Genomic DNA, 24,593 nt, shown 5'->3' with positions numbered 1-24,593 from the left:
CAACATCCTGCGCGTGAGCTGCGTGACGTCCTCGTGGGCGGGTCGGTCGACCACTTCCCAACACAACGCGAGATAAGTGATGTTGGCCGAATAAGTGTTGATGGTTAACCCGAACGATCGCGATGAAAAGCCCGAAATCTATTCCTACGGGGCCAGGCAGACCGACGCTTCTGCGGTGTAGCACAGGAACGTCAGTGTCTCCTGCAGATATAGCTGAACGGTCTCGGCGTCGTGGCTGAGGTACCCGATTGCGACGTCGGTGCCCAGCTGCAGGTCGAAGTCGCCGCCGCGGGTGGTCAGCACGAAGGCGCCATCGATGGCCGGCGCCCAGATGATGTCGCCGTCGACCAATCGGTTCAGGTGCTCGCGGATGGGATAGCCGTGTTCGGTGGTCTCACTGACCTTGGTGTAGACCTCGGCCGACAGCAGCACCGAATACGGGCCGTCGACACCGGCCAGCCGCAGTCCGGTCAATGCCTGCGAGATGGCATCGGGCATATCGCGGGGATCCTCGGGCAACGTCAGCGCCGGGTTGGAGCTGCAGCTGCGGATGCCCTCGATCGACGCGGCGGCGTAGCCCTCGAAGATGGTGCGGTCCTCGACGAACGCCAGCTTCTTGGCCGCGGCTTTGACGGGGTCCCAGTCCGAATCGTTCGAACCGCGCTCGACGTCGTCGATCTCCGAGCGAGACAAGGTAAACGGAACACGGAGGCGGACAAGGGGTTTGCTGGCCCGCAGGTGCGCCACCACGCCGTCGGTGGGAGCATCGACATCGAGGAGCCGGCCGGTGCTCACCGCTGCGGTGACCGGTCCGCCGGGCTCGCTGACGTCGACGACTCGCCGCCCCGCGATATGGCGCTTGAACGTACGGGTGGCCTCCAATTCGATTTCCGCCCAGGCGACTTCGGTGACCGGTGCCAGGTCGCGGTAGAGGTTGTTCATCGAGGGATTCCTTTCAGGCTGCCGATCGCGAGTGAGCCGTCATCAGAGGCCGGTGTGACTGGCCGCGCTGTCACCAGCGGCGCGGGCAGGGGCGGCGGGTCGTCGAGGAAGTCGACGGTGGGGGAGAAGAACAGTCCGCCGGTGACTGCGGTGGAAAAGTCCAGGATTCGGTCGGTGTTGCCGGGCGGGTCGCCAAGAAACATGTTCTCCAGCATCCGCTCGGTGACCCGCGGCGTCCGCGAATACCCGATGAAGTAGGTGCCGTACTCGGCCTTGCCCAACTCACCGAACGGCATGTTGTGCCGCACGATCTTCAGCTCGGTGCCGTCGTCGTCGGTGATGACGTTGAGGGCGATGTGGGAGTTGGCCGGCTTGTCGTCGTCATCGAGCTCGATGTCTTCCAGCTTGGTACGGCCGATCACCAGTTCCTGCTCGGTGGCCGACAGCGAATTCCACGATGACATGTCGTGCACGTACTTCTGCACGTGCACGTAGCACGAGCCGGCGAAGTCGGGATCCTCGTCACCGATGGCCGTGGCGCTGACGGCCATTGGGCCGTCAGGGTTTTCGGTGCCGTCGACGAATCCGAGCAAGTCGCGATTGTCGAAGTAACGGAACCCGTGCACCTCGTCGACCACGGTGACCGCACCGGCCATCGACCGGAGGATGCGGTCGGCCAACTCGAAACAGACGTCCAAGCTCTCGGCCCGGATGTGGAACAACAGGTCCCCGGGTGTGGCCGGAGCGTTGTGCCGCGGGCCTTTCAGCGCGACGAACGGATGCAGCTCGGCGGGACGCGGTCCGGAAAATAGGCGATCCCAGGCGTCGGAGCCGATCGAGGCGATCGCCGACAAGCGTTTCGGCGGCTCGCGGAAACCGATCGCGCGCACCAGCCCGGAAATGTGCGGCAGCGCGTCGTGCACCGTCGCCTCCCCACCGTCGTCGATCGTCACGACGAGGAAGATCGCGGCCGGGGTTAACGGCTCGAGGATGGGTTGGGGCTGAACCGGAGGCACTCTGCCGACCTTAGCGTGGCGACGGGAGCGCCGTAACTGGCGTGACCATGGAGCCGCGCATTCAGGCCCAGCGCGAACCCCGTCGTCCCCAACAGCCATGATGTTCACCATGCCGGCCAACGCCGCAGGCCTCTGCGATTTCATCGACGCATCACCGTCGCCGTTTCATGCCTGCGCCACGGTGGCCGCTCGGCTGGTCGAGGCGGGATACGCCGAACTCGGCGAAACCGACCGCTGGCCGGACCGACCGGGCCGCTACTTCATTGTGCGGGCCGGCTCGCTGGTCGCCTGGAATTCCGAAGGACCCGACGGGCCGTTCCGGATCGTCGGCGCGCACACCGACAGCCCCAACCTGCGGGTCAAGCAGCATCCGGACCGGCTGGTCGCCGGTTGGCGCGTGGTGGCGCTGGAGCCGTACGGGGGCGCGTGGCTCAACTCCTGGCTGGACCGAGACCTGGGTATCAGCGGGCGGCTGTCGGTCCGGGACGGCGCCGGGATCAGCCAGCGGCTCGTCCGGATCGACGATCCGATCCTGCGGGTGCCTCAGCTGGCGATCCACCTGGCCGAGGATCGCAAGTCGGTGACGCTGGACCCGCAGCGACACGTCAATGCGGTCTGGGGCGTTGCGGAACAACGGGTTTCGTTCCTGGACTACGTCGCCGAGCGGGCCGGGCTGGCGCCGCCCGAGGTGCTGGCCGCCGACCTGATGACGCACGACCTCACCCCGTCGACGGTGCTCGGATCCGATGCCAGCCTGTTGAGCGCCCCCCGGTTGGATAACCAGGCCAGCTGCTACGCGGGGACGGAGGCGTTGGTGGCCGCCGAGCCGCGGGCCTTCTTGCCGGTGTTGGTGCTTTTCGATCACGAGGAGGTCGGTTCGTCCTCCGACCGCGGCGCGCAGTCCAACCTGCTGAGCACCGTCCTGGAGCGGATCGTGCTCGCGGCCGGCGGCAACCGGGAGGACTTCCTGCGCCGGCTGCCGGCGTCGCTGCTCGCCTCGGCCGACATGGCCCACGCCACCCACCCCAACTACCCCGAGCGGCACGAGCCCGGCCACCTGATCGAGGTCAACGCCGGGCCGGTGCTCAAAGTGCACCCCAATCTGCGGTACGCCACCGACGGGCGCACCGCGGCTGCCTTCGAACTGGCCTGCCGGCAGGCCGGGGTCGGGTTGCAGCGTTACGAGCACCGCGCCGACCTGCCGTGCGGTTCGACGATCGGGCCGGTGGCCTCCGCACGGACCGGCATCCCGACCGTGGATGTCGGTGCCGCGCAGCTGGCGATGCACTCCGCACGGGAGTTGATGGGTGCGCATGACGTGGCCGCCTATTCGGCGGCGCTGCAAGCTTTTCTGTTGCCTCGCTGACCTACGATCCGGCCATGACGCTAAACCTAGAGATGGTGACGTTCGACTGCGGCGATCCCGCGGGGCTGGCCGGCTGGTGGGCCGAGCAGTTCGGCGGTACGACGCAAGAGGTACTCGCCGACGAATTCACCGCGGTGATCTTTCCGGAAGGGCTGCGGCTCGGGTTCCAGAAGGTGCCCGATCCCACTCCCGGAAAGAACCGGGTGCACCTCGATTTGAGTGCGGCCGACGTTGACGCCGAGGTGTCCCGGCTGACCGCGGCCGGGGCGACCGAGGTCGGCCGGCATCAGTTCGGCGAAAACTTCCGTTGGGTGGTGCTGACCGACCCCGAGGGCAACGTGTTCTGCGTGGTGCGTCAGTAGCTCAAGGCCGAAGCGCGCAGCAATATTCGACCGCGCGACCTCGAGCAAAGTGTGCGCCCTGGGCGTTGAGTATGCGTGTAGGGCGGAAAACCGCGCCAGGAGGATTTCCGCCATCAACGCACGCTTGAGTACCTGGGTGCACACTCGAATCTCGCTGCTCGGCGCTGGCCTAAATCAGTCCTGGGCTACGAAAACCGGGTCGTAGCGGATGACGTTCTCCACGACGATGCCGTCGCGGGTGCGAACCCGGTCGATCCCCCGGATCTGGAACGGTCCATCCGGGCCGGTGCCCCGACCTACGTAGTGCAAGAACACCAGCTCCTCGCCCGCGGCGGCGCCTGGAACTGTAGCGCTGTCGACGACCTCGAGTTGCAAATCCGGTGCAGCGGCGAGCAATTCGGCGATCTTTGCCGTGTATGCCTCGATCCCCCGGACCGGCTCGGGGTCACCCGGCCAGTAGCCGATGATGTCGTCGGCCAGGATGTCAAAGCCGCGCGACATGGTGGGCGCGGCCCAATACGCGGCGAATACCTCGGCGCTGAACTTCGGGGCCGTGCTGGCCGGAGCGGATTGTACGTCGGTCATCGTTCCTCCTTGGGTCGGGCGCTCCGGTTGAGCGCGTTGTGCCAAGCGTGTCGCGGCGGCATGCGGCGGCACAATTACCTCCGAGGTCATCGCTGCGGGTACACGGGCATGGTTACCGTGGCTTCGTGAGCCACGCGGCGGTTGGTGTCCTGTTGCGCGAATGGCGGGCGCGTCGACGCGTCAGCCAGCTCGACCTGTCGCTGAGTGTGGGCGTGTCGGCGCGGCACCTGAGCTTCATCGAGACGGGGCGCTCCCATCCCAGCCCCGAGATGGTGCTCGCCCTCGCCGAGGGCCTCGACGTTCCGCTGCGCGAACGGAACGCGCTGCTGCTTGCGGCCGGGTTCGCCCCGCGCTACCAGTCGCGCCCGCTCGAGGACGGCGCGCTCTCCCCGGCGCGCGACGCGGTGCAGCGCCTCCTGGACGCCCACGACCCCTACCCGGGCATCGTCATCGATCGTTGCTGGAACATCGTCGGGGCAAACGCCGCGGCGTCCGCCCTGACCGCGGGTCTGCCCGAAGATCTGCTCGGGCCGCCGGCCAACGTCTACCGGTTGTCCCTGCACCCCGACGGCCTCGCCGCGCGAACCCTGAATTTCCCCGAATGGGCGGGCTACCTGCTGCACCAGCTCCGGCGCACGATCGCGCTCACCGGCGACCCGGCATTGCGGGCGCTCGACGAGGAGATACGCGGATACCCGGGAGTCGCGACCGCCGCCAAGGCATGGAGCTCCCCGCCGGACAACACCTCGCTCCTCGTTCCGTTCGAGCTCGATGCCGGCGGCGGACAACGGCTGTCGATGTTCACGACGCTGACTACCTTCGGGACCCCGCTCGATGTCACCCTCGACGAACTGGCCGTCGAATTGTTCTACCCGGCCGACGCCGAAAGCGCCAGCCTGCTGCGCGGCAGGTAGCGCTCTTACACTGTCTGCGTGACTGTCTCCGGGACGAGCGCGCGCACCCACACCACCGATACCGTCGAACACGCCGCGACCACCCCCGACCAACCGCAACCGTTCCGCGAACTTGGCCTCAAAGACGACGAGTACCAGCGGATCCGCGAGATCCTGGGCCGCCGGCCCACCGACACCGAGCTGGCCATGTACTCGGTGATGTGGAGCGAGCACTGTTCATACAAATCGTCGAAGGTTCACCTGCGCTACTTCGGTGAGACCACGACCGACGAGATGCGCGCCGGCATGCTGGCCGGTATCGGCGAGAACGCCGGCGTCGTCGACATCGGCGACGGCTGGGCCGTCACCTTCAAAGTGGAATCGCATAACCACCCGTCCTACGTCGAGCCGTACCAGGGTGCGGCCACCGGCGTGGGCGGCATCGTCCGGGACATCATGGCCATGGGCGCGCGACCGGTCGCCGTCATGGACCAGCTTCGGTTCGGCGCCGCCGACGCGCCGGACACCCGCCGCGTGGTCGACGGTGTGGTCCGCGGCATCGGCGGTTACGGCAACTCGCTGGGCTTGCCCAACATCGGCGGCGAGACCGTGTTCGACGCGTGCTACGCCGGCAACCCGTTGGTCAACGCGATGTGCGTCGGCGTATTGCGCCAGGAGGACCTGCATTTGGCGTTCGCCTCGGGAGCGGGCAACAAGATCATCCTGTTCGGCGCGCGCACCGGGCTGGACGGCATCGGCGGGGTGTCGGTGCTGGCGTCGGACACGTTCGACAGCACGGGATCCCGCAAGAAGCTGCCCTCCGTTCAGGTGGGCGACCCCTTCATGGAGAAGGTGCTCATCGAGTGCTGTCTGGAGCTCTACGCGGGCGGGCTGGTGATCGGCATCCAGGACCTCGGCGGAGCCGGATTATCGTGTGCCACCTCGGAATTGGCGTCGGCCGGGGACGGCGGTATGGCGGTCCAGCTCGACACCGTGCCGCTGCGGGCCAAGGAGATGACGCCCGCCGAGGTGCTCTGCAGCGAGTCGCAGGAGCGCATGTGCGCGGTGGTCGCGCCGGAGAACGTGGACGCCTTCATGGCGGTGTGCCGCAAGTGGGAGGTGCTGGCCACCGTGATCGGCGAAGTCACCGACGGCGACCGCCTGCGGATCACCTGGCGCGGCGAGACGGTCGTGGACGTGCCGCCGCGCACCGTGGCCCACGAGGGGCCGGTGTACCAGCGTCCGGTCGCGCGCCCCGAATCACAGGACGCCTTGAATGCGGATCGCTCGACGGGACTGCCGCGGCCGGCCACCGGTGACGAGCTGCGCGCGACTTTGCTTGCGCTGCTGGGCAGTCCGCACCTGTGCAGCCGCGCGTTCATCACCGAGCAGTACGACCGCTATGTGCGCGGCAACACCGTGCTGGCCGAGCATGCCGACGGCGGCGTGCTGCGCGTCGACGAGTCGACCGGCCGCGGCATCGCGGTGTCGACCGACGCGTCGGGGCGCTACACGCTGCTGGATCCCTACGCCGGTGCCCAACTCGCGCTGGCCGAGGCGTACCGCAACGTCGCCGTCACCGGTGCGACCCCGGTGGCGGTGACCAACTGCCTCAACTTCGGTTCGCCAGAAGATCCCGGGGTGATGTGGCAGTTCTCGCAGGCGGTCCGCGGCCTCGCCGATGGCTGTGCGGCCCTTGGGATTCCGGTGACCGGCGGCAACGTGAGCTTCTACAACCAAACCGGCTCGGCGGCTATTCTGCCCACCCCGGTGGTCGGCGTGCTCGGCGTGATCGATGACGTCGGCCGGCGCATTCCCACCGGCCTGGGCACCGAACCCGGGGAAACGCTGCTGCTGCTGGGCGATACGCGCGACGAGTTCGACGGTTCGGTTTGGGCGCAGGTGACCGCCGACCACCTGGGTGGGTTGCCTCCCGCTGTGGACCTGGCACGCGAAATGCTACTGGCCGAGGTGCTGACCTCGGCGTCGCAAGACGGGCTGGTCTCCGCGGCGCATGATCTGTCCGAGGGCGGTCTCGCCCAGGCCATCGTGGAATCGGCGCTGGCGGGTGAAACCGGTTGCCGCATAGTGCTTCCCGAGGATGCCAACCCGTTCGTGATGTTGTTCTCCGAGTCGGCGGGCCGGGTGCTGGTGGCGGTGCCGCGCACCGAGGAGAGCCGGTTCCGTTCGATGTGCGAGGCGCGGGGACTGCCCGCGATCCGCATCGGTGTCGTCGATCGGGCCTCGGACGCCGTCGAGGTTCAGGGCTTGTTCAGCGTGTCCCTGGCGGAACTGCGCGAGACGTCCGAGGCGGTGCTGCCGCGATTCTTCGGATAGGTCAGCTGCGGGCGCTGTCGTCGGCCGCCGCGCTGGTCGGCTGGAGCTTTGTCAGTCCGCGGCTGTCCCCTGCGCGGCGGGTGACGCTGCAGGCCGGTGTGGGTGCGCTGCTGGTGCTGGCGACCCGTGCGCCGCTGGGGCTGCGCCCGCCGCGGCTGTGGGCGGGGGTGCGGTGGGGGTCTGCGGCCGGGATCGCGGTGGGGAGCGGGATCGCCGCGACGACCGCGGTGCCCTTGGTGCGGGCCGCGATGGCGGTCCGCGAGCAGCCGGCGTCCGTGCCGTGTTGGCTGCTGTTGCAAATACCCGTCGGCACCGTCTGGGCCGAGGAGGCCGCCTTCCGCGCCGCGCTGGCCGGTGTGGGCTCCCGCGCCTTCGGCCGGCCCGGCGGAAGGATGCTGCAGGCCGCCGCTTTTGGGCTCTCGCACATCCCGGACGCGCGTGCGACGGGGGCGCCGACGGCGGCCACCGTGCTGGTCACCGGTGTCGCGGGCTGGCTGTTCGGCTGGCTGGCCGACCGTTCCGGCAGCCTTGCCGCGCCGATGCTGGTGCATCTGGCCATCAACGAGGCCGGCGCGATCGCCGCGCTGGCCGTGCAACGCTGAGGTATGCCCGCTCGTCAGAGTGCCGATCCGGCAAAGACGCGGCAGGCCTTGCTGGCCGTCCTCGACTGGCTGCGTGACGAGTCTCGCCCGGCGCCCGGCCGGGACGTTCTGGCGACTGCGGTGCGACTCACGGCGCGCACCCTGGCCGGGGTGGCGCCCGGCGCCAGCGTCGAGGTAAGGATTCCGCCCTTCGCCGCGGTCCAGTGTATTTCCGGACCCAGGCACACCCGGGGCACACCACCGAACGTGGTGGAGGCCGATCCGCGGACCTGGCTGCGGCTGGCCACCGGGCTACTGTCGCTCGAGGACGCGAAGGCCGCCGGGGCGCTGCGGCTGTCGGGCTCACGCGCCGGTGAAATCGGCCACTGGTTGCCCCTGTTCGATGTGGGCTGAATATAACTCTGAACTGCAGGTTTAGGGTTATGGAGACTGATTTCGGTGCCCAACACGCCCATCGGATTGGGCGCGCCGGCCGTGCTGCCCGTAGACTCCGTTACGTCACCAATCGTTCGCCAGGGAGCCGCCGAACCGTGACCGTCGCTGGACCCGAAGCACCCGAGCATGACCTGAACTCACCCCGTGAAGAGTGTGGCGTATTCGGGGTATGGGCCCCGGGCGAGGAAGTCGCCAAAATCACCTATTACGGCCTGTACGCGCTGCAGCATCGCGGGCAAGAAGCCGCGGGTATGGCGGTCGCCGACGGATCCCAGGTGCTGGTCTTCAAAGACCTCGGCCTCGTCAGCCAGGTGTTCGACGAGCAGACGCTGGCCGCGATGCAGGGTCATGTCGCCATCGGCCACTGCCGCTACTCGACCACAGGCGACACGACGTGGGAAAACGCCCAGCCGGTGTTCCGCAACACCGCGGCCGGCACCGGGGTTGCGTTGGGGCACAACGGAAATCTGGTTAACACCGCTGAGCTTGCCTCGCGTGCCCGCGCCGAGGGGTTGATCGGCACCAGGTGCCCGGCCCCCGCGACGACGGACTCCGACATCCTGGGCGCGCTGCTGGCCCACGGCGCGGCCGATGCCACCCTGGAACAAGCCGCGCTGGAACTGCTGCCGACCGTGCGCGGGGCGTTCTGCCTGACGTTCATGGACGAAAACACGCTGTACGCCTGCCGCGATCCGCATGGGGTGCGGCCACTTTCGCTCGGACGGCTGGACCGCGGCTGGGTGGTGGCATCCGAAACGGCCGCGCTCGACATCGTGGGTGCCTCGTTCGTTCGCGACATCGAGCCCGGCGAATTGCTGGCCATCGACGCCGACGGCGTGCGCTCGACCCGTTTCGCCAACCCCGAGCCCAAGGGCTGCGTCTTCGAGTATGTCTACCTGGCCCGGCCGGACAGCACGATCGCCGGCCGGTCGGTGCACGCCACCCGGGTCAACATCGGTCGCCGGTTGGCGCGCGAATGCCCGGTCGAGGCCGACCTGGTGATCGGCGTGCCGGAGTCGGGCACCCCGGCCGCCGTCGGATACGCCCAGGAGTCCGGCCTTCCGTACGGCCAGGGCCTGATGAAGAACGCTTACGTGGGGCGCACATTCATCCAGCCGTCGCAAACCATCCGCCAGCTCGGCATCCGGCTGAAGCTCAACCCGCTGAAAGAGGTGATCCGCGGCAAGCGGCTCATCGTCGTCGACGATTCGATCGTGCGGGGGAACACCCAGCGGGCACTGTTGCGAATGTTGCGCGAGGCCGGCGCACTCGAAGTGCACGTGCGCATCGCGTCACCGCCGGTGAAGTGGCCGTGCTTCTACGGCATCGACTTCCCGTCGCCGGCCGAGTTGATCGCCAACGCCGTGGCGAACAAAGAGGAGATGCTCGAGGCGGTCCGGCACGCCATCGGGGCCGACACGCTGGGCTACGTCTCGCTGCGGGGCCTGGTCGCGGCCTCCGAGCAGCCCGCCTCACGGCTGTGCACGGCCTGCTTCGACGGCAAGTATCCGATCGATTTGCCCGAGGAAACGGCGCTCGGTAAGAACGTCATCGAGCACATGCTCGCCAATGCCGCGCGGGGAGCCGCGCTCGACGATCTGGCACCCGATGAAGTGCCGATCGTGCGTTGACCGGAGCCGCTCCCGGTGCTTCATAGAGGTTTGATACCGGCGCGAAGCGCCGCCCGGTAGCCTTTATCGCGATGACGGATCCCGGAAAAAGCCCCGGACGAAACCCGGGCAGCCAGGGAATCACCTACGCCGCGGCTGGGGTGGACATTGAAGCCGGTGAGCGCGCCGTCGCGTTGTTCAAGCCGTTGGCCACCAAGGCCACCCGGCCCGAGGTGCGCGGCGGGCTGGGCGGGTTCGCCGGACTGTTCGCTCTGCGTGGCGACTACCGCGAGCCGGTCCTGGCGGCGTCCACGGACGGTGTCGGTACCAAGCTGGCGGTCGCGCAGGCGATGGACAAGCACGACACCGTTGGCCTCGACCTGGTCGCCATGGTGGTCGACGATCTGGTGGTCTGCGGTGCCGAGCCACTGTTTCTGCAGGACTACATCGCGGTCGGCCGGACGGTCCCGGAACGCTTGAGCGCGATCGTCGGCGGCATCGCCGAGGGTTGTGTGCGCGCCGGCTGCGCGCTGCTGGGCGGCGAAACCGCCGAACACCCCGGCCTGATGGAACCCGACCACTACGACATCTCGGCGACCGGCATCGGTGTCGTCGAGGCCGACGACGTGTTGGGCGCCGACCGCGTCAAACCCGGCGACGTCATCATCGCGATGGGCTCGTCCGGCCTACATTCCAACGGGTACTCGCTGGCCCGCAGCGTCCTCCTCGAAATCGACCGGATGAACCTGGCCGGTTATGTGGAGGAGTTCGGCCGCACGCTGGGTGAGGAACTGCTAGAACCGACCCGCATCTACGCCAAAGACTGCCTGGCGCTGACCGCCGAAACCCACGTCCGGACGTTCTGTCACGTCACCGGCGGCGGGCTGGGCGGCAACCTGCAACGCGTCATCCCGCCCGGGCTGGTCGCGGAGGTCGACCGCGGCACGTGGACGCCGGCGCCGGTGTTCGCCATGATCGCCCAGCGTGGCCGCGTGACCCGTGAGGAGATGGAAAAGACGTTCAACATGGGCGTCGGCATGATCGCCGTCGTCGCTCCCGAGGACACCGACCGCGCCCTGGCGATCTTGACCGCGCGGCATCTGAACTGCTGGGTGCTGGGCACCGTTGGCAAAGGCGGAAAAGACGGCCCGCGGGCCAAGCTGGTCGGACAACACCCGAGGTTTTAGCGGCCGCACCATGGCCGAGACTAAGGGGGACAAGCACTGTGCCGATGCTCAGCGCATCGGCACAGGGGTTTGAGTACTAGCGGCGCCAGTCGTCGAGGTCGTCCCACGAATTGTCTGGGACTGGTTCGTCTGAGCCGTCCAGCTCGTTGGACTCTTCGGCGCCCGTTCCTGACAACTCGCGCTGAAGCCGCTGGAAGTCGGTCTGCGGGGAACTGTACTTGAGTTCTCGTGCAACCTTGGTCTGCTTTGCCTTAGCCCGGCCGCGGCCCATGGGGGAACCCCCTCGCGCAATAACGGAGCGGCCTAACGAGTAGGCGGCTCCGATCTCTTTGGTGTCGTTATTGTCCTGCCGACAGTTTACCGTGCCTCACGGTGGGGTGTCGGTGACCCCTGTCCGCTGTGGCGGACGTCATCGACGATTATCTCGCACCGCCCCGCAACCGTTCAACGGCTACCCGTCCCGCGCCGATGTGTTCGGTTGCCGGCAGGAAATCGGCGTCGATTGCCGCGGCGACCGCGGCCTGCGGGCCGGTCGCCAGCGGGGTGTCCGCCGGCAGCCCGCGCTTGACCAGCGCCAGCGCCACCGGCCCGAGGTCCACGTGCTCGACCACGGTTCCGAGGCGTCCGACGGCGCGATCGCCGGCGAGCACCGCGTCTCCCGTCGAGGGCCGCTCCACCGAGCCGTCGAGGTGCAACAACACCAGCATCCGCGGTGGTTTACCCAGGTTGTGCACCCGAGCGACGGTCTCCTGCCCGCGATAGCAGCCCTTGTCCAGATGCACGGCCCCCTCGCCGGGACCACCGATCCACCCCACCTCGTGGGGGATCGTGCGCTCGTCGGTGTCGACGCCGAGTCGCGGGCGCAGCGCCGCCACCCGGTGGGCTTCGTAGGCCCACACCCCGGCCGCGCGCACGCCGGCCTGCGCCAGGCGGTCCTGCCAGCGGACCGACTCACCGCGGGGAACCAGCAGGTCCACTTCGATCTGGTCGGCGGAGGCGCCGGGCATCCGCCGCGCAAAGCCGCCACCGGCGACCGGAACGGCGGTCAGCTCGGCGGGCAGGGCGTCGAGGCCCAGCACGTCCAGCACCGCCCGGTCGGCCAGCCGCGGACCCAGCAGCGACAACACCGCCAGGTCCGCGCCGCCCGGGGCGACCTCGGACCAGAACACCATCTTGCGCAGGTGCTCCAGCAACGGCTCACCCCGCCACGGTTCGGTATCGAGGTAAGTCGTGCCACCCAGTTCCGTCTGAATCCAGTGGTCCTCGACGCGGCCCTGGCCGTCGAGGCTGAGGTTGTGCGTGCTGGCGCCCTCGGGGAGTTCGCTCACGTGCTGGGTGGAGATGGTGTGCAGCCAGGTCTGCCGGTCTTTGCCGGTCAGGGTGAGGGCCGCGCGGTGCGAGCGGTCAACCAACACCGCTTCGGTCTCGGCCGCTCGCTGCTCGCCCAGCGGATCGCCGTAATGCCAGACCGCGCCGGCGTCGGGTCCGGGGTCGGGTGCGGGGACTGCATTCACACGTCAACTCTACGGATCCCCGCGATGGGTCCATTGGCTAGGCTTCTCGTCCATGGCCGACGAGATGGGTGTGATCGTCACGCTGGACGGCGAGGTGCACCCGCCGGGGACGGTCCTGTTGCACGCCGACGACCTGGCGGCCGTCCGCGGCGACGGCATCTTCGAGACGCTGCTGGTGCGCGACGGCGGGGCGTGTCTGGTCGGGTCCCATCTGCAGCGCCTGACCCAGTCGGCCAAGATGATGGACCTGCCCGGGCCGGACCTCCCCAGTTGGCGGCACGCCATCGAGGAGGCGGCGCGGCAGTGGGCCGCGGGCACCGCCGACGAGGGCGCGATGCGCTTGATCTACAGCCGCGGCCGCGAGAGCGGTTCGGCGCCGACCGCCTACGTGATGGTCACCCCCGTCCCGGACAGAGTGACCGCGGTTCGCCGCGACGGGATCTCCGCGATCACGCTGGACCGCGGACTGCCGGCCAAAGGCGCCGACGCCATGCCGTGGCTGCTGGCCGGCGCCAAAACCCTGTCCTACGCGGTCAACATGGCCGCCCTGCGTCACGCCGCGCGGCAGGACGCCGGCGACGTCATCTTCGTCAGCTCCGACGGCTACATCCTGGAAGGCTCGCGCTCGACGGTGGTGATCGCGACCGAACCGGGAGCGGACGGGAATCCGTGCCTGCTGACACCGCCGCCCTGGTATCCGATCCTGCGCGGCACCACGCAACAGGCCCTGTTCGAGGTGGCCCGGGCCAAGGGCTACGACTGCGACTACCGCGCGCTGCGGGTCGCGGACCTGCATGCCGCCCAAGGTATTTGGCTGGTTTCGAGCATGACCCTGGCGGCCCGGGTGCACACGCTGGACGGAAGGCGACTGCTCCGATCCCCGATCGCCGCCGAATTCGCCGAGCTGGTCGACGCGGCGATCGTCAGCGATCGCTGAGCGCTGAATTCTGTTGTCGGCTCGCGAAATGCCAGGTACGGTCGGCCGTACACAGGGAAGGAGGTGGTCCGCGAAATTGATAGCTTCATGGACATGTGAGGTGGCTACCCGCTAGCTGCATTGGCTCGGAAGAGCCGGCGATCAACGCGCGCTGGCGAATTCCCCGTAGCCACCCGGCCCCCGAGCTTCCGGTTCGTCCAACCAGGAGCTTTGCTCGGGGGCCGCTCCATGTCAGTACACCGCCAGGGCACTACCCGGCGAACCGCGAGAGCCGCGCCGAAAGATGGGGCACCAGGCCGCCGTCGGCGTCCACCCGCTCCTCGACGTAGGCGAGGTCGCCGCCTTCGACGATGCCGTAGAGCCGCTTGGCGCCACCGACCAGCAGGCCCGATCGACTGCGGGCCAGCGCGTCGGTCGCCAACTCCCAAGACGACTGCGTACGGGGCCGCCCGTAGAACAACTCGATGTAACCGGCCGAATGGGCCAACAACAGCTCGATGGCCTGCGACTCGGTCGGATCGTCGTCGGGATCGCTGACGAAGCGCCAGAAGCCCGTCTCACGCAGGCCGGGTTCCTGATACGCGCCGGTGTCGTCGAGACGCCAGGACCGGGCCTCCCAATTCAGGTAATCACCCCCGTCGTGCGAGACCACGATCTGCTGGCCGAACCGGTAATCCCCGTCGGGTCCGCGGCCCTCGCCTTCGCCACGCCACACCCCGACCAGCGGCAGCAGCGCCAGCAGCGCGTCGTTGAGGTTGGCTCCTTCGCGCAGATTCGCGGTGTCGGCGGGCACCGGCAGATCGTCGAAGGCGGGGATATTGCGGGACGCGGTCACCTTGGCGCGTTCGGCAGCGGCCGCGACCGCACGGTCGCCGCCGCTCCCGAATACGACTGGGCCGTCAGCGTCGGCGTCGGAGGTCACGACTCGTCAGTGATGAGCCGATAGAGGGTGTACAGGGCAAACCATGAGATGACCACCACTGCTAGAACCAGCATGATCTCGAAGAAGAGCACCACGGCGACGAGTCTATTCGTCCCGGGCACCGGCCGGTCCGTCAGGCGATCTTGACGTCCACCTCGTGAACGCCGGCGCCGGAGGGCGCCACGACGGCGTCGCCGTTGCCGATCGGGGACAGCGCGCGCAGCGTCCAGGATCCCGGTGCGGCGAAGAACCGGAAGTCACCGGTGGCCGACGCGACCACCTCGGCCGTGAACTCGTCCGACGAGTCCAGCAAGCGGACGAAAGCGCCACCCACTGCTTGGCCGTCGGCGTCCACGACGCGACCGGTGATGACCGTTTCCTTCTCCAGATCGACGCTGGCGGGCAACGTCAATCCTTGCTTCGGTCCAGAGCACATATCAGCTTCCCAACTCGATCGGGGCGCCCACCAGGGAGCCGTATTCCGTCCAACTGCCGTCGTAGTTTTTGACGTTTTTGTGGCCGAGTAATTCCTGCAGCACGAACCAGGTGTGCGACGAACGTTCCCCGATTCGGCAGTACGCGATGGTTTCCTTCGTGCCGTCGAGTCCGGCGTCGGCGTACAGCTTGGCCAACTCCTCATCGGACTTGAACGTGCCGTCCTCGTTGGCCGCCTTGCTCCACGGGACGTTGATCGCGCCCGGGACGTGGCCCGGCCGCTGGCTTTGTTCCTGCGGCAGGTGCGCCGGCGCGAGAATCTTGCCCGAGAACTCGTCGGGGGAGCGCACATCGACCAGGTTCTTGACGTTGATGGCCCCGATGACCTCGTCCCGGAAGGCCCGGATGCTGTTGTCCGGCGGGGCGGCGGTGTACGAGGTGGCCGGCCTGCTGACCGTGTCGGTGGACAGCGGGCGCCCATCGAGCTCCCACTTCTTGCGGCCGCCGTCGAGCAGCTTGACCTTCTCGTGGCCGTACAGCTTGAAATACCAGTAGGCGTAGGCGGCGAACCAATTGTTGTTGCCGCCGTAGAGGATCACGGTGTCGTCGTTGGCGATGCCCCGGTCGGACAGCAGTTTGGAGAATTGCTGTGCGTCGACGAAGTCGCGTTTGACCGGGTCCTGCAAATCGCTGCGCCAATCCAGCCTGATCGCGCCGGCGATGTGACCGGTGTCGTAAGCGCTGGTGTCCTCGTCCACTTCGACGAAGACGACGTTCGCGGCGTCGAGATTGCTCTGGGCCCAGTCCGCGGAGACCAGGACGTCGGAGCGTGCCATGGTGGGGATTCCTTTCGATTGCTGCTGACGATCGGGGTTTAAGCGGGATTCGCGGGGCCAGAACGGAAGCGTGCGACTAACGGGTAGAGCTGGCAACCCAGGCAAATACCGAAGGCCGCGTTCAGGAAGGCGGCCACCAACGCGGCCGCGGTGGCGACGACACCGACCAGGAAGGCGCCGGCGACGAATCCCGCCGCGCCGACGACCGCGAATATCAAGCCGACGAGTTGGGCGAACTTCAGCGGTGCGACTGGTTCGCGCTCCTTGACCGGTCCCAGCCGGGGCGCCACGACGGTGGCGAACACCCGCCCATAGGGGTGCCGGCGCGGGCCGCCGATGGCGCCGATCGCGAAGACCACGGCCTGTACCCCGAGAATGACCGCGGCCGCCAGCGGGCTGGCGGCCGAAACGATAAGCGCGAGCACGAGGACCGCGGTCGTGATCCAGGCGGCGAACCTGGGTCCGCGGACGTCGACGCGGTCCGGCTTCATGGCGGTGTTGCTGCTCGACACGGTGTTACTCCTAGAAATCTTGTTGCGCGGAAAGCGGGGGGCACGCCTTTGGAGACCTGGGTAGGGGGTCCGAAGCTGCTCCGAGTGCGCGCGGGGGCGCTGCTACTCAGCAGCTACAGCGACAACAACAACCCGCGACGCGGCACAGATCGACTGCGCGACGCTTGGTGAGCATGGGCTCCACGCGGGCTGACACGTCGGCAAGCTTACCCAATGACGTGGTGCTCAAGCCAACAGCGGCTGCAGCACCGAGCGCAGGTCGGCGGCCTTGGGCACCCCGGAGGCCCGGTACCGCTGTCGTCCGTCGACATCGAAGATCAACGTGGTGGGCAGCGAGAGCACCGAGAACCGCCGCGCCGTCGCCGGATTGGCGTCCAGGTCGATCTCGAGGTGGGCCACGTCATCCATGTCCTCGCAGACCTGGTCCACCACCCGGCGGACCCGATCACAGGGCCCGCACCACGGCGCGCTGAAATGCACGATCGTTGGCCCGCTGCGAGAAAGGCCGAGGTCCGCGGTGTCGGGCTCGGCGCCCCGATCCGAAGCAATCTGCCGGATTTGTCCCGAGCGGCGCGTCAGCAACCATCCGGCAAGGGTTGCGACGACGACGGCCGCTACGGTCGCGACGATGACGGTCATCATGACTGTTTAAACCCGTTGAGCGTGATCGTTACTCCCCGCGCCACGCCCTCGATGATGATGTCCGAACCGCGGGCGCCCTCGGAGGTCGGCGCAACCCCGAACGGAAGCCGCTGATTGGGCAGTCTGGCGCTGAAGGCGTGGAGCACCGCGTCCCGTTTGTCATCCGGGACGGGTTGGTTGGCGGTGTCGGGTCCGGTGAGGACCCCGGTGGGGGTGAACGCCAGCGTCGCCGGGTCGTCCGGGGCGATGGAAAGGTCCATCGAGACGCTGACCCGGCGGTCGAAGCCGGCCGATTTCGGCGTGCCGCTGAACACCAGGCCGTGGCTGTCGGAGATGCCCGAGGCGGTGACGCCGCCGGTGGCGGTGTTGGTTTCCTTGGGCGGCGCCTCGACCATCAGGTCGGTGATGCCCAGGTAACGGCCCAGGTGCACCGAGTCGATGATGATGCGGCTCTCCAGCCTGCCCACCGGCAGCTTCGCGTCGGGCCTGATCAGCCAGGACGCGTAGGTCAGGTCGACCGAGTACATGGTGGCCTCGAGGGTGGCCTTGCCGACCATCGCGTGATCGACCGCGTTGGCCTTGATCTCCAGCTGGCTGTAGTGCTGGCGCATCGCCTGCGGGACGAAGGGGAACGCCACGATGGCGACGAACGGGTCGGTCCCGAGATTCGCGGCGTTCCGCACGCTGGTCGACAGCCGATATTCGGCGTAGATGCTGGTTCCGTAGTCCACGCCGACGGCGCCGATGACGAGCACGGCCCCGGCGATCGCCGCCGCCGCGACGCCGATCAGCACCTTGCGCATCCGCACATTGTCCCGTAATCCCGGGACCGCCGCGTCGCGGACCGTCAGGTGGCGGGGCTCACACTGCCTCATACCCCACGCCGAAAAGGCAGGTGGCAAGTTATCGTTAGATGACCTGGCAACCAACGCGTCGTGGCGTTATCAAAATTGGGAGACGCCTTTCCCACGGTCTGGAGGGGCTTGTTGGAGCTTTTACTGCTGACCTCGGAGCTACATCCCGACCCGGTGCTGCCGTCGTTGTCGCTGCTTCCCCACACCATCCGGACGGCGCCGCCAGAGCCATCCTCGTTGCTGGAGGCCGGGACCGCGGATGCCGTGCTCGTCGACGCGCGCACCGACCTGTCGTCCGCGCGCGGCCTTTGCCGGCTGCTGAGCACGGCGGGCCGGTCGGTCCCGGTCTTGGCCGTGGTGAGCGAAGGCGGCCTGGTGGCCGTCAGCGCCGACTGGGGGCTCGACGAGATCCTGCTGCCCAGCACCGGGCCCGCCGAGATCGACGCGAGGCTACGGCTGGTGGTCGGCCGCCGCGGCGGGCTGGCCGACCAGGAGAGCGCCGGCAAGGTGAGCCTCGGCGAGCTGGTGATCGACGAGGGTACCTACACCGCGAGACTGCGGGGCCGCCCGCTCGACCTCACCTATAAAGAGTTCGAATTGCTGAAGTACCTGGCCCAGCATGCCGGCCGGGTGTTCACCCGTGCACAGCTGCTGCACGAAGTGTGGGGCTACGACTTCTTCGGCGGCACCCGCACGGTCGACGTGCACGTACGTCGGCTTCGAGCCAAACTCGGCCCCGAGTACGAGGCGTTGATCGGCACGGTACGCAACGTGGGGTACAAGGCTGTCCGGCCCGCGCGAGGCCGAGCGCCGATTGCCGAGCCCGACGAGACCGACGACGCCGAGCCCGACTCCGAGGAACTGCAAAACCCGCTGGGCGACCCGCTGCGCAGTCAGTGAGCGCTCCAGAGTGGCGCTCCGCTCTGACCGCCGACGAACAGCAGGGGGTGCGCGAAATCGTCTCGGCGGCAACCGATTTCGACGGGGTAGCGCCCGTCGGCGAACAGGTGCTGCGCGAACTCGGGCACGACCGCACCGAGCATCTGCTGGTCACCGGTAGCCGACCGGGCACGATCGCCGGCTACCTCAATCTCACCCATCCCCGCGACGGCGCCGCGGGGATGGCCGAACTGGTGGTGCACCCGCAGGCCCGCCGGCGCGGTATCGGCGCGGCGATGGGACGCGCCGCGATGGCCAAGACCGCCGGGAGCAACCAATTCTGGGCGCACGGCACCCTGGAGCCGGCCCGGGCGACCGCCAACGCGCTCGGACTGGTCCCGGTGCGCGAGCTCGTCCAGATGCGACGCACGCTGCGTGACACCGGCCACTCGGTGCCGCCCGTCCTCGGGGTGCGAATCCGTACCTACGAGGGCACGGATGACGACGCCGAGCTGCTGCGCGTCAACAACGCCGCCTTCGCCCACCACCCCGAACAGGGCGGCTGGACCGAAGTCGATCTGGCGGAACGGCGCAGCGAACCCTGGTTCGACCCGGCGGGTTTGTTCCTGGCGTTCGGCGCGCCCGATAGCGATGAGGCGGGCAGGCTACTGGGCTTCCACTGGACCAAGGTGCACCCCGACCGACCGGGCCTGGGTGAGGTCTATGTCCTCGGCGTCGACCCCTCCGCGCAGCGCCGGGGTCTGGGGCAGACGTTGACGGCCATCGGAATTCAGTACCTGGCACGCCGGCTGCCCGGTTCGGCAGAACCGACGGTGATGCTCTACGTGGAGTCCGACAACATCGCCGCGGTGCGGACGTACGAGCGCCTGGGCTTCACCCCCTACAGCGTCGACACCGCCTACGCGCCAGCGCCCGGCTGACCTAAGCCGGGGGCGCTGAGTGTTCATATTGCATTCATCTCTACCGGCTTCTGTGGGCTATATCGGCGCATATTTTCGCGGTGACTCGCCAACCTTCTTTGGGGAATTGCCAGCGGCGCCCGCACGCGTCCCGGAATGCATCAGAAAGCGAGATCGGTGAGGCTCGACAGCTTTGGCAGGGCGCTGACGATCGTGGCTCTGGCGATGGCGATCTGCGGTGCAACGCTGACCGCCTGCGGCAGCGACGACAACCGCCGCGGCGCTTCGCCGACCACGATCTCGGGACTCACCGGCACGGCGGGCTGCGGCGGAAAGAATGGGTTGACGGCGGAGGGCTCGACCGCTCAACAAAACGCAATGTCGCTCTTCAACCAGGTGTGGGGCCAGTACTGCCCGGGCAAGGGTGTGTCGTACAACCCGACCGGGTCGGGCGCCGGCCGCGAGCAGTTCATCGCGGGCCACGTCGACTTCGCGGGAGCCGACTCGCCGCTGGTCGCCGACCAGATCGGCCCGGCCGCCAAACGCTGTGACGGCAACCCGGCGTGGGACCTGCCGCTGGTCTTCGGCCCGGTCGCGCTGGTGTACGACCTGCCGGGCGTCCAGAAGTTGGTCCTCAGCAGTGACGCGCTGGCCAAGGTCTTCAGCGGCAGGATCACGCTCTGGAACGACCCGATACTGGTGGCGCTCAATCCCGGCGTGGCGCTGCCCGATACCAAAATCGTGCCGATCTACCGCGCGGACTCGTCCGGAACGACCGACAACGTCCAGAAATACCTGACGGCCGCCGCGCCACAGAGCTGGACCCGAGGTGTGGGCACGGAGTTTCAGGGCGGCGTCGGCGAAGGGGCCGCGAAGTCGGCCGGGGTGGTCCAGGCCGTGCGCGTCACAGCGGGGGCCATCGGGTATGTCGAGAAAGGGTTTGCCGACCAAGCCGGTTTGCCGTACGCCCTGATCGACACCGACAACGGCGTGGTCCCGCTCACCAACGACACGGCCAACAAGGCCATCCAGGCGGCCGGCTTCGTGGCCGATGGCAACGATCTGGTGCTCGATCTGAATCCGATGTACGCCGCCCAGCAGCCGGGCACGTACCCGCTGGTGCTGGCCACTTACGAGATCGTGTGCTCGAAGGGCTACGACCCGGACACATCCGCGGCGATCAGGTCGTTCCTCGGTGTGGCCGCGACCAATGGGCAGGCCGGCCTCACGTCCGCCGGTTATGTGCCGCTGCCCGATAAGGTCAAGGAGCGATTGGTTACCGCGATCAATGCCATGCAGTGACCAGTGGGCGCAAGGAGCGACAGCAGAACTGTGACGGGATCACAGTGACAGGGTCTTCAGTGCCGAACCCATCCTCGGCGGGTTCGGGTGCGGTCGTTGCCGCGCCCTTTCCGGAGTCGCCGGTCGTACCGATCAGCCCCTGGGGCCGTGCCCAGCCGCGCGCGGGGGACAGGATATTCCGTTGGCTGGCACGCGGTTCCGGCGTCTTGATCGTCGTTCTGATCGCGGCGATCGGCGGATTCCTGTTGTTGCGTGCGCTACCGGCGCTGAAGCGCAACCAGGAGAACTTCTTCAGCTACGGCGGCAACTGGGTCACCACCGACATCTCGGCCATGCACTTCGGAATCCTCGAGCTGCTGCAGGTGACCGTGTTCGTGTCGCTGTTCGCCATGGTCCTGGCCATGCCGATCGCCCTGGGCGTTGCTCTGTTCATCACGCAATACGCGCCGCGTAGGGTCGCCGGACCGCTGGCCTACGCGGTCGATCTGCTTGCCGCGGTTCCCTCGATCGTTTACGGGGTGTGGGGACTGTACGTGCTGGCGCCGCAACTGCGGCCGGTCGCCAACTGGCTGAATCACAGCCTCGGCTGGTGCTTCCTGTTCGCCACCGGCAACGCGTCGGTAGCCGGCGGCGGCACCATCTTCACGGGCGGGATCGTGCTGGCGGTGATGATTTTGCCGATCATCACCGCGGTGACCCGGGAAGTGTTCGTCCAGACGCCGCACGACGAGATCGAGGCCGTGCTGGCGCTCGGCGCCACGCGTTGGGAAGTGGTCAAGACGACCGTGCTGCCGTTCGGGCGACCCGGATACGTCAGCGGCGCGATGCTGGGCCTGGGCCGCGCCCTGGGCGAGACGGTCGCGCTACTGATCATCTTGCGGGGCACCCAGGCCGCGTTCGGGTGGTCGCTGTTCGACGGCGGCTCGACCTTCGCGACCAAGATCGCGGGCACCGCGTCGGAATTCGATGACGGATACAAGGCCGGCGCCTATATCGCCGCGGGGCTGGTCCTCTTCGTGCTCACCTTCCTGGTCGACGCCCTGGCCCGCGGGGCCGTCGCCGGGAGCCGTAGGGGCGGCCCATGACCTCGATGCTCGACCGTCCGCTCAAGGCGCGGGCCTTCTCCGAGCTCGGCCGGCGCCGCCGGGTCGCGAACCACACCGCGACCGTGTTGGTGACGCTGTCGATGGTGATCGCCGTGATCCCGTTGGTGTTGGTGCTGTGCTCGGTAATCGCCAAGGGGCTCAAGGCGATTGGCTCCACTGCGTGGTGGACGCATTCGCAAGCCGGTATGACGGCATTCGTGGCCGGTGGCGGCGCCTACCACGCGATCGTCGGCACCCTGCTACAGGGACTGGTGTGCGCCGTCATCTCGGTCCCGATCGGCATCATGGTGGCGATCTATCTGGTCGAATACGGTGGCAGCACACCGCTGGGCAGGCTGGCCACGTTCATGGTCGACATCCTGTCCGGCGTGCCCTCGATCGTGGCGGCGTTGTTCGTCTACGCGCTGTGGGTGGCGACGCTGGGGCTGCCCCGGTCCGAATTCGCGGTGTCGTTGGCGTTGGTCTTGTTGATGCTGCCGGTGATCGTGCGGGCCACCGAGGAGATGCTGCGGATCATTCCGGTGGACCTGCGGGAGGCCAGCTACGCGCTGGGGATCCCGAAGTGGAAAACCATTGCCAGCGTGGTGATTCCCACCGGGCTGTCCGGCATCATCACCGGGATCATGCTGGCGGTGGCCAGGGTGATGGGTGAGACGGCGCCCCTGCTGATCCTCGTCGGTTATTCGCAGTCGATGAACTTCGACATCTTCCGCGGGTTCATGGGATCGCTGCCCGGCATGATGTACGACCAGACATCGGCGGGCGCGGGCGTCAACCCGGTGCCCACGGATCGGTTGTGGGGGGCGGCGCTAACCCTCATTCTGGTGATCGCGATCATCAATGTCGGGGCCAGGGTGATCGCGAGGATCTATGCCCCCGGGAAGTCGTAGGCAGGAGCACCAGTGGCCAAGCGGTTGGACCTCAAAGCCGTCAACATCTACTACGGGTCGTTCAAGGCGGTGGCGGATGTGACGCTGTCGGTTCTGCCCCGCAGCGTCACAGCGTTCATCGGTCCGTCGGGGTGCGGCAAGACGACCGTGCTGCGCACGCTCAACCGCATGCACGAGGTGATCCCGGGCGCCCGGGTCGAGGGCAGCGTGCTGCTCGACGACCAAGACATCTACGGCCCCGGTATCGACCCGGTCGGAGTGCGTCGGGCGATCGGGATGGTGTTTCAGCGGCCGAACCCGTTCCCCGCCATGTCAATTCGTGACAACGTGGTCGCCGGATTGAAGCTGGGAGGGGTGCGCAATCGCAAGCTGCTCGACGAGACTGCGGAATACTCGCTGCGCGGCGCGAACCTGTGGGACGAGGTCAAGGATCGGTTGGACAAGCCTGGCGGCGGGTTGTCCGGCGGTCAGCAGCAGCGCCTGTGCATTGCGCGCGCCATCGCAGTGCAACCCGACGTGTTGCTGATGGACGAGCCGTGCTCCGCGCTGGACCCGATCTCGACGATGGCCATCGAGGAGCTGATCAGCGAGTTGAAGCAGGACTACACCATCGTCATCGTCACCCACAACATGCAGCAGGCCGCCCGGGTGAGCGATCTGACGGCGTTCTTCAACCTGGAAGCCGTGGGCAAACCCGGCCGGCTGGTCGAGATCGACGACACCGAGAAGATCTTCTCCAACCCGACCCAGAAGGCGACCGAGGACTACATCTCCGGCCGCTTCGGCTAACGCTCGACCGGCGAGTCAGGCCGGTTCTGGCCGAGGCGGCCGGGTGTGTTTCGTGTCTTCGTCGGGAAGGCTCCCGGTGGCCTGGAAAATGACGCGCCTCGCCACTTCCACAGCGTGGTCGGCGAAGCGCTCATAGAAGCGGCCCAGCAGCGTCACGTCGACGGCTGCCGCCACGCCGTGCTTCCACTCCCGGTCCATCAGCACCGAGAACAGATGCCGGTGCAGATCGTCCATGGCGTCGTCTTCCTCGCGGATCCGGGCGGCCTTCTCCGGGTCGCGGGACAACACCACCTCTTGCGCGTTGTTACCCAATTCGACTGCGACCCTGCCCATTTCGGCGAAATACCCATTGACCTCTTCGGGCAGCGCGTGCTGGGGATGGCGCCGGCGGGCGATCTTTGCCACGTGCAGGGCCAGCGCCCCCATCCGGTCGATATCCGCCACCATCTGGATTGCGCTGACGATCGATCTGAGGTCGCCGGCGACTGGTGCCTGCAATGCCAGCAACACGAACGCGCTCTCCTCCGCGTGGGCGCTCAGCGTCGCGATCTTTTCGTGGTCGGAGATCACCTGCTCGGCCAGCACCAGATCCGCCTGCAGCAAGGCTTGGGTGGCCCGCTCCATGGCGATTCCCGCCAGCCCGCACATCTCGCCGAGCCGCTCGGATAACTCAGTGAGCTGCTCGTGGTACGCGGTCCGCATGCTGCCAAGCCTACGTTC

29 protein-coding genes are annotated in these 24,593 nt (G+C 67.8%); 15 read left to right on the top strand and 14 right to left on the bottom strand.

Features of this window, described 5'->3' with window-relative positions:
• Window positions 1-144: 144 nt before the first annotated feature.
• Both JWP83_RS11955 and JWP83_RS11950 read right to left on the bottom strand, forming a co-directional pair.
• Window positions 145-942: a family 1 encapsulin nanocompartment shell protein gene (locus JWP83_RS11955; protein WP_297730152.1), complete on the bottom strand. Its 798-nt coding sequence runs from the start codon at window positions 940-942 to the stop codon at window positions 145-147.
• A complete protein-coding gene (locus JWP83_RS11950; RefSeq protein ID WP_297730151.1) occupies window positions 939-1,958 on the bottom strand; it encodes a Dyp-type peroxidase in 1,020 nt (339 codons plus the stop codon). Before JWP83_RS11950 ends, JWP83_RS11955 begins: the two co-directional genes overlap by 4 nt.
• 109 nt (window positions 1,959-2,067) lie before the next feature.
• Here JWP83_RS11950 and JWP83_RS11945 point away from each other — a divergent pair, with 109 nt between their 5' ends.
• Together JWP83_RS11945 and JWP83_RS11940 are read left to right on the top strand one after the other, a co-directional pair.
• A complete protein-coding gene (locus tag JWP83_RS11945) occupies window positions 2,068-3,324 on the top strand; it encodes a M18 family aminopeptidase (protein WP_297730150.1) in 1,257 nt (418 codons plus the stop codon).
• A gap of 14 nt (window positions 3,325-3,338) precedes the next feature.
• A complete protein-coding gene (locus JWP83_RS11940; RefSeq protein ID WP_297730149.1) occupies window positions 3,339-3,686 on the top strand; it encodes a VOC family protein in 348 nt (115 codons plus the stop codon).
• Window positions 3,687-3,860: 174 nt separating this feature from the next.
• On the opposite strand, the gene JWP83_RS11935 is transcribed toward JWP83_RS11940, so the two are convergent.
• Window positions 3,861-4,271 (bottom strand): nuclear transport factor 2 family protein, encoded by a 411-nt coding sequence (locus tag JWP83_RS11935; protein ID WP_297730148.1) that lies wholly within the window; start codon window positions 4,269-4,271, stop codon window positions 3,861-3,863.
• A gap of 125 nt (window positions 4,272-4,396) precedes the next feature.
• Here JWP83_RS11935 and JWP83_RS11930 point away from each other — a divergent pair, with 125 nt between their 5' ends.
• The 6 genes from JWP83_RS11930 to purM all read left to right on the top strand — a co-directional run bounded on the left by JWP83_RS11930 (window position 4,397) and on the right by purM (window position 11,335).
• Window positions 4,397-5,185, top strand: a complete 789-nt coding sequence (locus JWP83_RS11930; protein ID WP_297730147.1) for a helix-turn-helix transcriptional regulator — start codon at window positions 4,397-4,399, stop codon at window positions 5,183-5,185.
• Between the two features lie 18 nt (window positions 5,186-5,203).
• On the top strand, window positions 5,204-7,501 hold the full coding sequence (gene purL, locus JWP83_RS11925; RefSeq protein WP_297730146.1) for a phosphoribosylformylglycinamidine synthase subunit PurL: 2,298 nt from the start codon (window positions 5,204-5,206) through the stop codon (window positions 7,499-7,501).
• Window positions 7,498-8,103: a type II CAAX endopeptidase family protein gene (locus JWP83_RS11920; protein WP_297730170.1), complete on the top strand. Its 606-nt coding sequence runs from the start codon at window positions 7,498-7,500 to the stop codon at window positions 8,101-8,103. The genes purL and JWP83_RS11920 overlap by 4 nt, the downstream gene beginning before the upstream one ends.
• 3 nt (window positions 8,104-8,106) lie before the next feature.
• Window positions 8,107-8,496: a sterol carrier family protein gene (locus tag JWP83_RS11915; RefSeq protein ID WP_297730145.1), complete on the top strand. Its 390-nt coding sequence runs from the start codon at window positions 8,107-8,109 to the stop codon at window positions 8,494-8,496.
• A 137-nt stretch (window positions 8,497-8,633) separates the two neighbouring features.
• On the top strand, window positions 8,634-10,169 hold the full coding sequence (gene purF, locus JWP83_RS11910; RefSeq protein WP_297730144.1) for an amidophosphoribosyltransferase: 1,536 nt from the start codon (window positions 8,634-8,636) through the stop codon (window positions 10,167-10,169).
• 71 nt (window positions 10,170-10,240) lie between these two features.
• A complete protein-coding gene (purM, locus tag JWP83_RS11905) occupies window positions 10,241-11,335 on the top strand; it encodes a phosphoribosylformylglycinamidine cyclo-ligase (RefSeq protein WP_297730143.1) in 1,095 nt (364 codons plus the stop codon).
• Between the two features lie 76 nt (window positions 11,336-11,411).
• Here purM and JWP83_RS11900 read toward each other — a convergent pair whose 3' ends face one another.
• The gene (locus JWP83_RS11900; protein WP_297730142.1) at window positions 11,412-11,606 is read right to left on the bottom strand and encodes a DUF3073 domain-containing protein; all 195 of its coding nucleotides are present in this window, start codon (window positions 11,604-11,606) and stop codon (window positions 11,412-11,414) included.
• 148 nt (window positions 11,607-11,754) lie between these two features.
• The gene (locus tag JWP83_RS11895; protein ID WP_297730141.1) at window positions 11,755-12,849 is read right to left on the bottom strand and encodes a folate-binding protein YgfZ; all 1,095 of its coding nucleotides are present in this window, start codon (window positions 12,847-12,849) and stop codon (window positions 11,755-11,757) included.
• Window positions 12,850-12,919: 70 nt separating this feature from the next.
• On the opposite strand from JWP83_RS11895, the gene JWP83_RS11890 reads away from it, so the two are divergent.
• Window positions 12,920-13,786 (top strand): aminodeoxychorismate lyase, encoded by an 867-nt coding sequence (locus JWP83_RS11890; RefSeq protein ID WP_297730169.1) that lies wholly within the window; start codon window positions 12,920-12,922, stop codon window positions 13,784-13,786.
• Window positions 13,787-14,036: 250 nt separating this feature from the next.
• Here JWP83_RS11890 and JWP83_RS11885 read toward each other — a convergent pair whose 3' ends face one another.
• From JWP83_RS11885 to lmeA, 8 genes are all read right to left on the bottom strand, one after another.
• Window positions 14,037-14,708 (bottom strand): FABP family protein, encoded by a 672-nt coding sequence (locus JWP83_RS11885; protein ID WP_297730140.1) that lies wholly within the window; start codon window positions 14,706-14,708, stop codon window positions 14,037-14,039.
• Window positions 14,705-14,830, bottom strand: coding sequence for a hypothetical protein (locus JWP83_RS11880; protein WP_297730171.1), 126 nt, complete (start codon window positions 14,828-14,830; stop codon window positions 14,705-14,707). The genes JWP83_RS11885 and JWP83_RS11880 overlap by 4 nt, the downstream gene beginning before the upstream one ends.
• Window positions 14,831-14,841: 11 nt before the next feature.
• Window positions 14,842-15,144, bottom strand: a complete 303-nt coding sequence (locus tag JWP83_RS11875) for a DUF1416 domain-containing protein (protein ID WP_297730139.1) — start codon at window positions 15,142-15,144, stop codon at window positions 14,842-14,844.
• A 1-nt stretch (window position 15,145) separates the two neighbouring features.
• A complete protein-coding gene (locus tag JWP83_RS11870) occupies window positions 15,146-15,979 on the bottom strand; it encodes a sulfurtransferase (RefSeq protein ID WP_297730138.1) in 834 nt (277 codons plus the stop codon).
• Window positions 15,980-16,017: 38 nt separating this feature from the next.
• Window positions 16,018-16,491: a DUF4395 domain-containing protein gene (locus tag JWP83_RS11865; protein WP_297730137.1), complete on the bottom strand. Its 474-nt coding sequence runs from the start codon at window positions 16,489-16,491 to the stop codon at window positions 16,018-16,020.
• A gap of 106 nt (window positions 16,492-16,597) precedes the next feature.
• On the bottom strand, window positions 16,598-16,675 hold the full coding sequence (locus tag JWP83_RS31235) for an Ms5788A family Cys-rich leader peptide (protein ID WP_367185629.1): 78 nt from the start codon (window positions 16,673-16,675) through the stop codon (window positions 16,598-16,600).
• A 41-nt stretch (window positions 16,676-16,716) separates the two neighbouring features.
• Complete coding sequence (locus JWP83_RS11860; protein WP_297730136.1) at window positions 16,717-17,133, bottom strand: thioredoxin family protein; 417 nt, start codon at window positions 17,131-17,133, stop codon at window positions 16,717-16,719.
• Window positions 17,130-17,942 carry a mannan chain length control protein LmeA gene (gene lmeA, locus JWP83_RS11855; RefSeq protein WP_297730168.1) on the bottom strand — a complete coding sequence of 271 codons (813 nt, stop codon included), beginning with the start codon at window positions 17,940-17,942 and terminating at the stop codon, window positions 17,130-17,132. The genes JWP83_RS11860 and lmeA overlap by 4 nt, the downstream gene beginning before the upstream one ends.
• Before the next feature lie 174 nt (window positions 17,943-18,116).
• Here lmeA and JWP83_RS11850 point away from each other — a divergent pair, with 174 nt between their 5' ends.
• The 6 genes from JWP83_RS11850 to pstB all read left to right on the top strand — a co-directional run bounded on the left by JWP83_RS11850 (window position 18,117) and on the right by pstB (window position 23,873).
• Window positions 18,117-18,887, top strand: coding sequence for a response regulator transcription factor (locus tag JWP83_RS11850; RefSeq protein WP_297730135.1), 771 nt, complete (start codon window positions 18,117-18,119; stop codon window positions 18,885-18,887).
• Window positions 18,884-19,807 (top strand): mycothiol synthase, encoded by a 924-nt coding sequence (mshD, locus tag JWP83_RS11845; protein ID WP_297730134.1) that lies wholly within the window; start codon window positions 18,884-18,886, stop codon window positions 19,805-19,807. The genes JWP83_RS11850 and mshD overlap by 4 nt, the downstream gene beginning before the upstream one ends.
• A 204-nt stretch (window positions 19,808-20,011) precedes the next feature.
• On the top strand, window positions 20,012-21,088 hold the full coding sequence (pstS, locus tag JWP83_RS11840) for a phosphate ABC transporter substrate-binding protein PstS (protein WP_297730167.1): 1,077 nt from the start codon (window positions 20,012-20,014) through the stop codon (window positions 21,086-21,088).
• 44 nt (window positions 21,089-21,132) lie between these two features.
• Complete coding sequence (gene pstC / locus JWP83_RS11835) at window positions 21,133-22,173, top strand: phosphate ABC transporter permease subunit PstC (protein ID WP_297730133.1); 1,041 nt, start codon at window positions 21,133-21,135, stop codon at window positions 22,171-22,173.
• Window positions 22,170-23,084 (top strand): phosphate ABC transporter permease PstA, encoded by a 915-nt coding sequence (gene pstA, locus JWP83_RS11830; protein WP_297730132.1) that lies wholly within the window; start codon window positions 22,170-22,172, stop codon window positions 23,082-23,084. The genes pstC and pstA overlap by 4 nt, the downstream gene beginning before the upstream one ends.
• Before the next feature lie 12 nt (window positions 23,085-23,096).
• Window positions 23,097-23,873 (top strand): phosphate ABC transporter ATP-binding protein PstB, encoded by a 777-nt coding sequence (pstB, locus tag JWP83_RS11825; protein WP_297730131.1) that lies wholly within the window; start codon window positions 23,097-23,099, stop codon window positions 23,871-23,873.
• A 15-nt stretch (window positions 23,874-23,888) separates the two neighbouring features.
• On the opposite strand, the gene phoU is transcribed toward pstB, so the two are convergent.
• Window positions 23,889-24,575: a phosphate signaling complex protein PhoU gene (gene phoU, locus JWP83_RS11820; RefSeq protein ID WP_297730130.1), complete on the bottom strand. Its 687-nt coding sequence runs from the start codon at window positions 24,573-24,575 to the stop codon at window positions 23,889-23,891.
• Window positions 24,576-24,593 lie beyond the last annotated feature (18 nt).

This window comes from Mycobacterium sp. (assembly GCF_025965855.1).
Lineage (GTDB): Bacteria > Actinomycetota > Actinomycetes > Mycobacteriales > Mycobacteriaceae > Mycobacterium.
The sequence above is the reverse complement of the archived record's forward strand: the minus strand, read 5'-3'. Positions and strand labels throughout refer to the sequence as shown.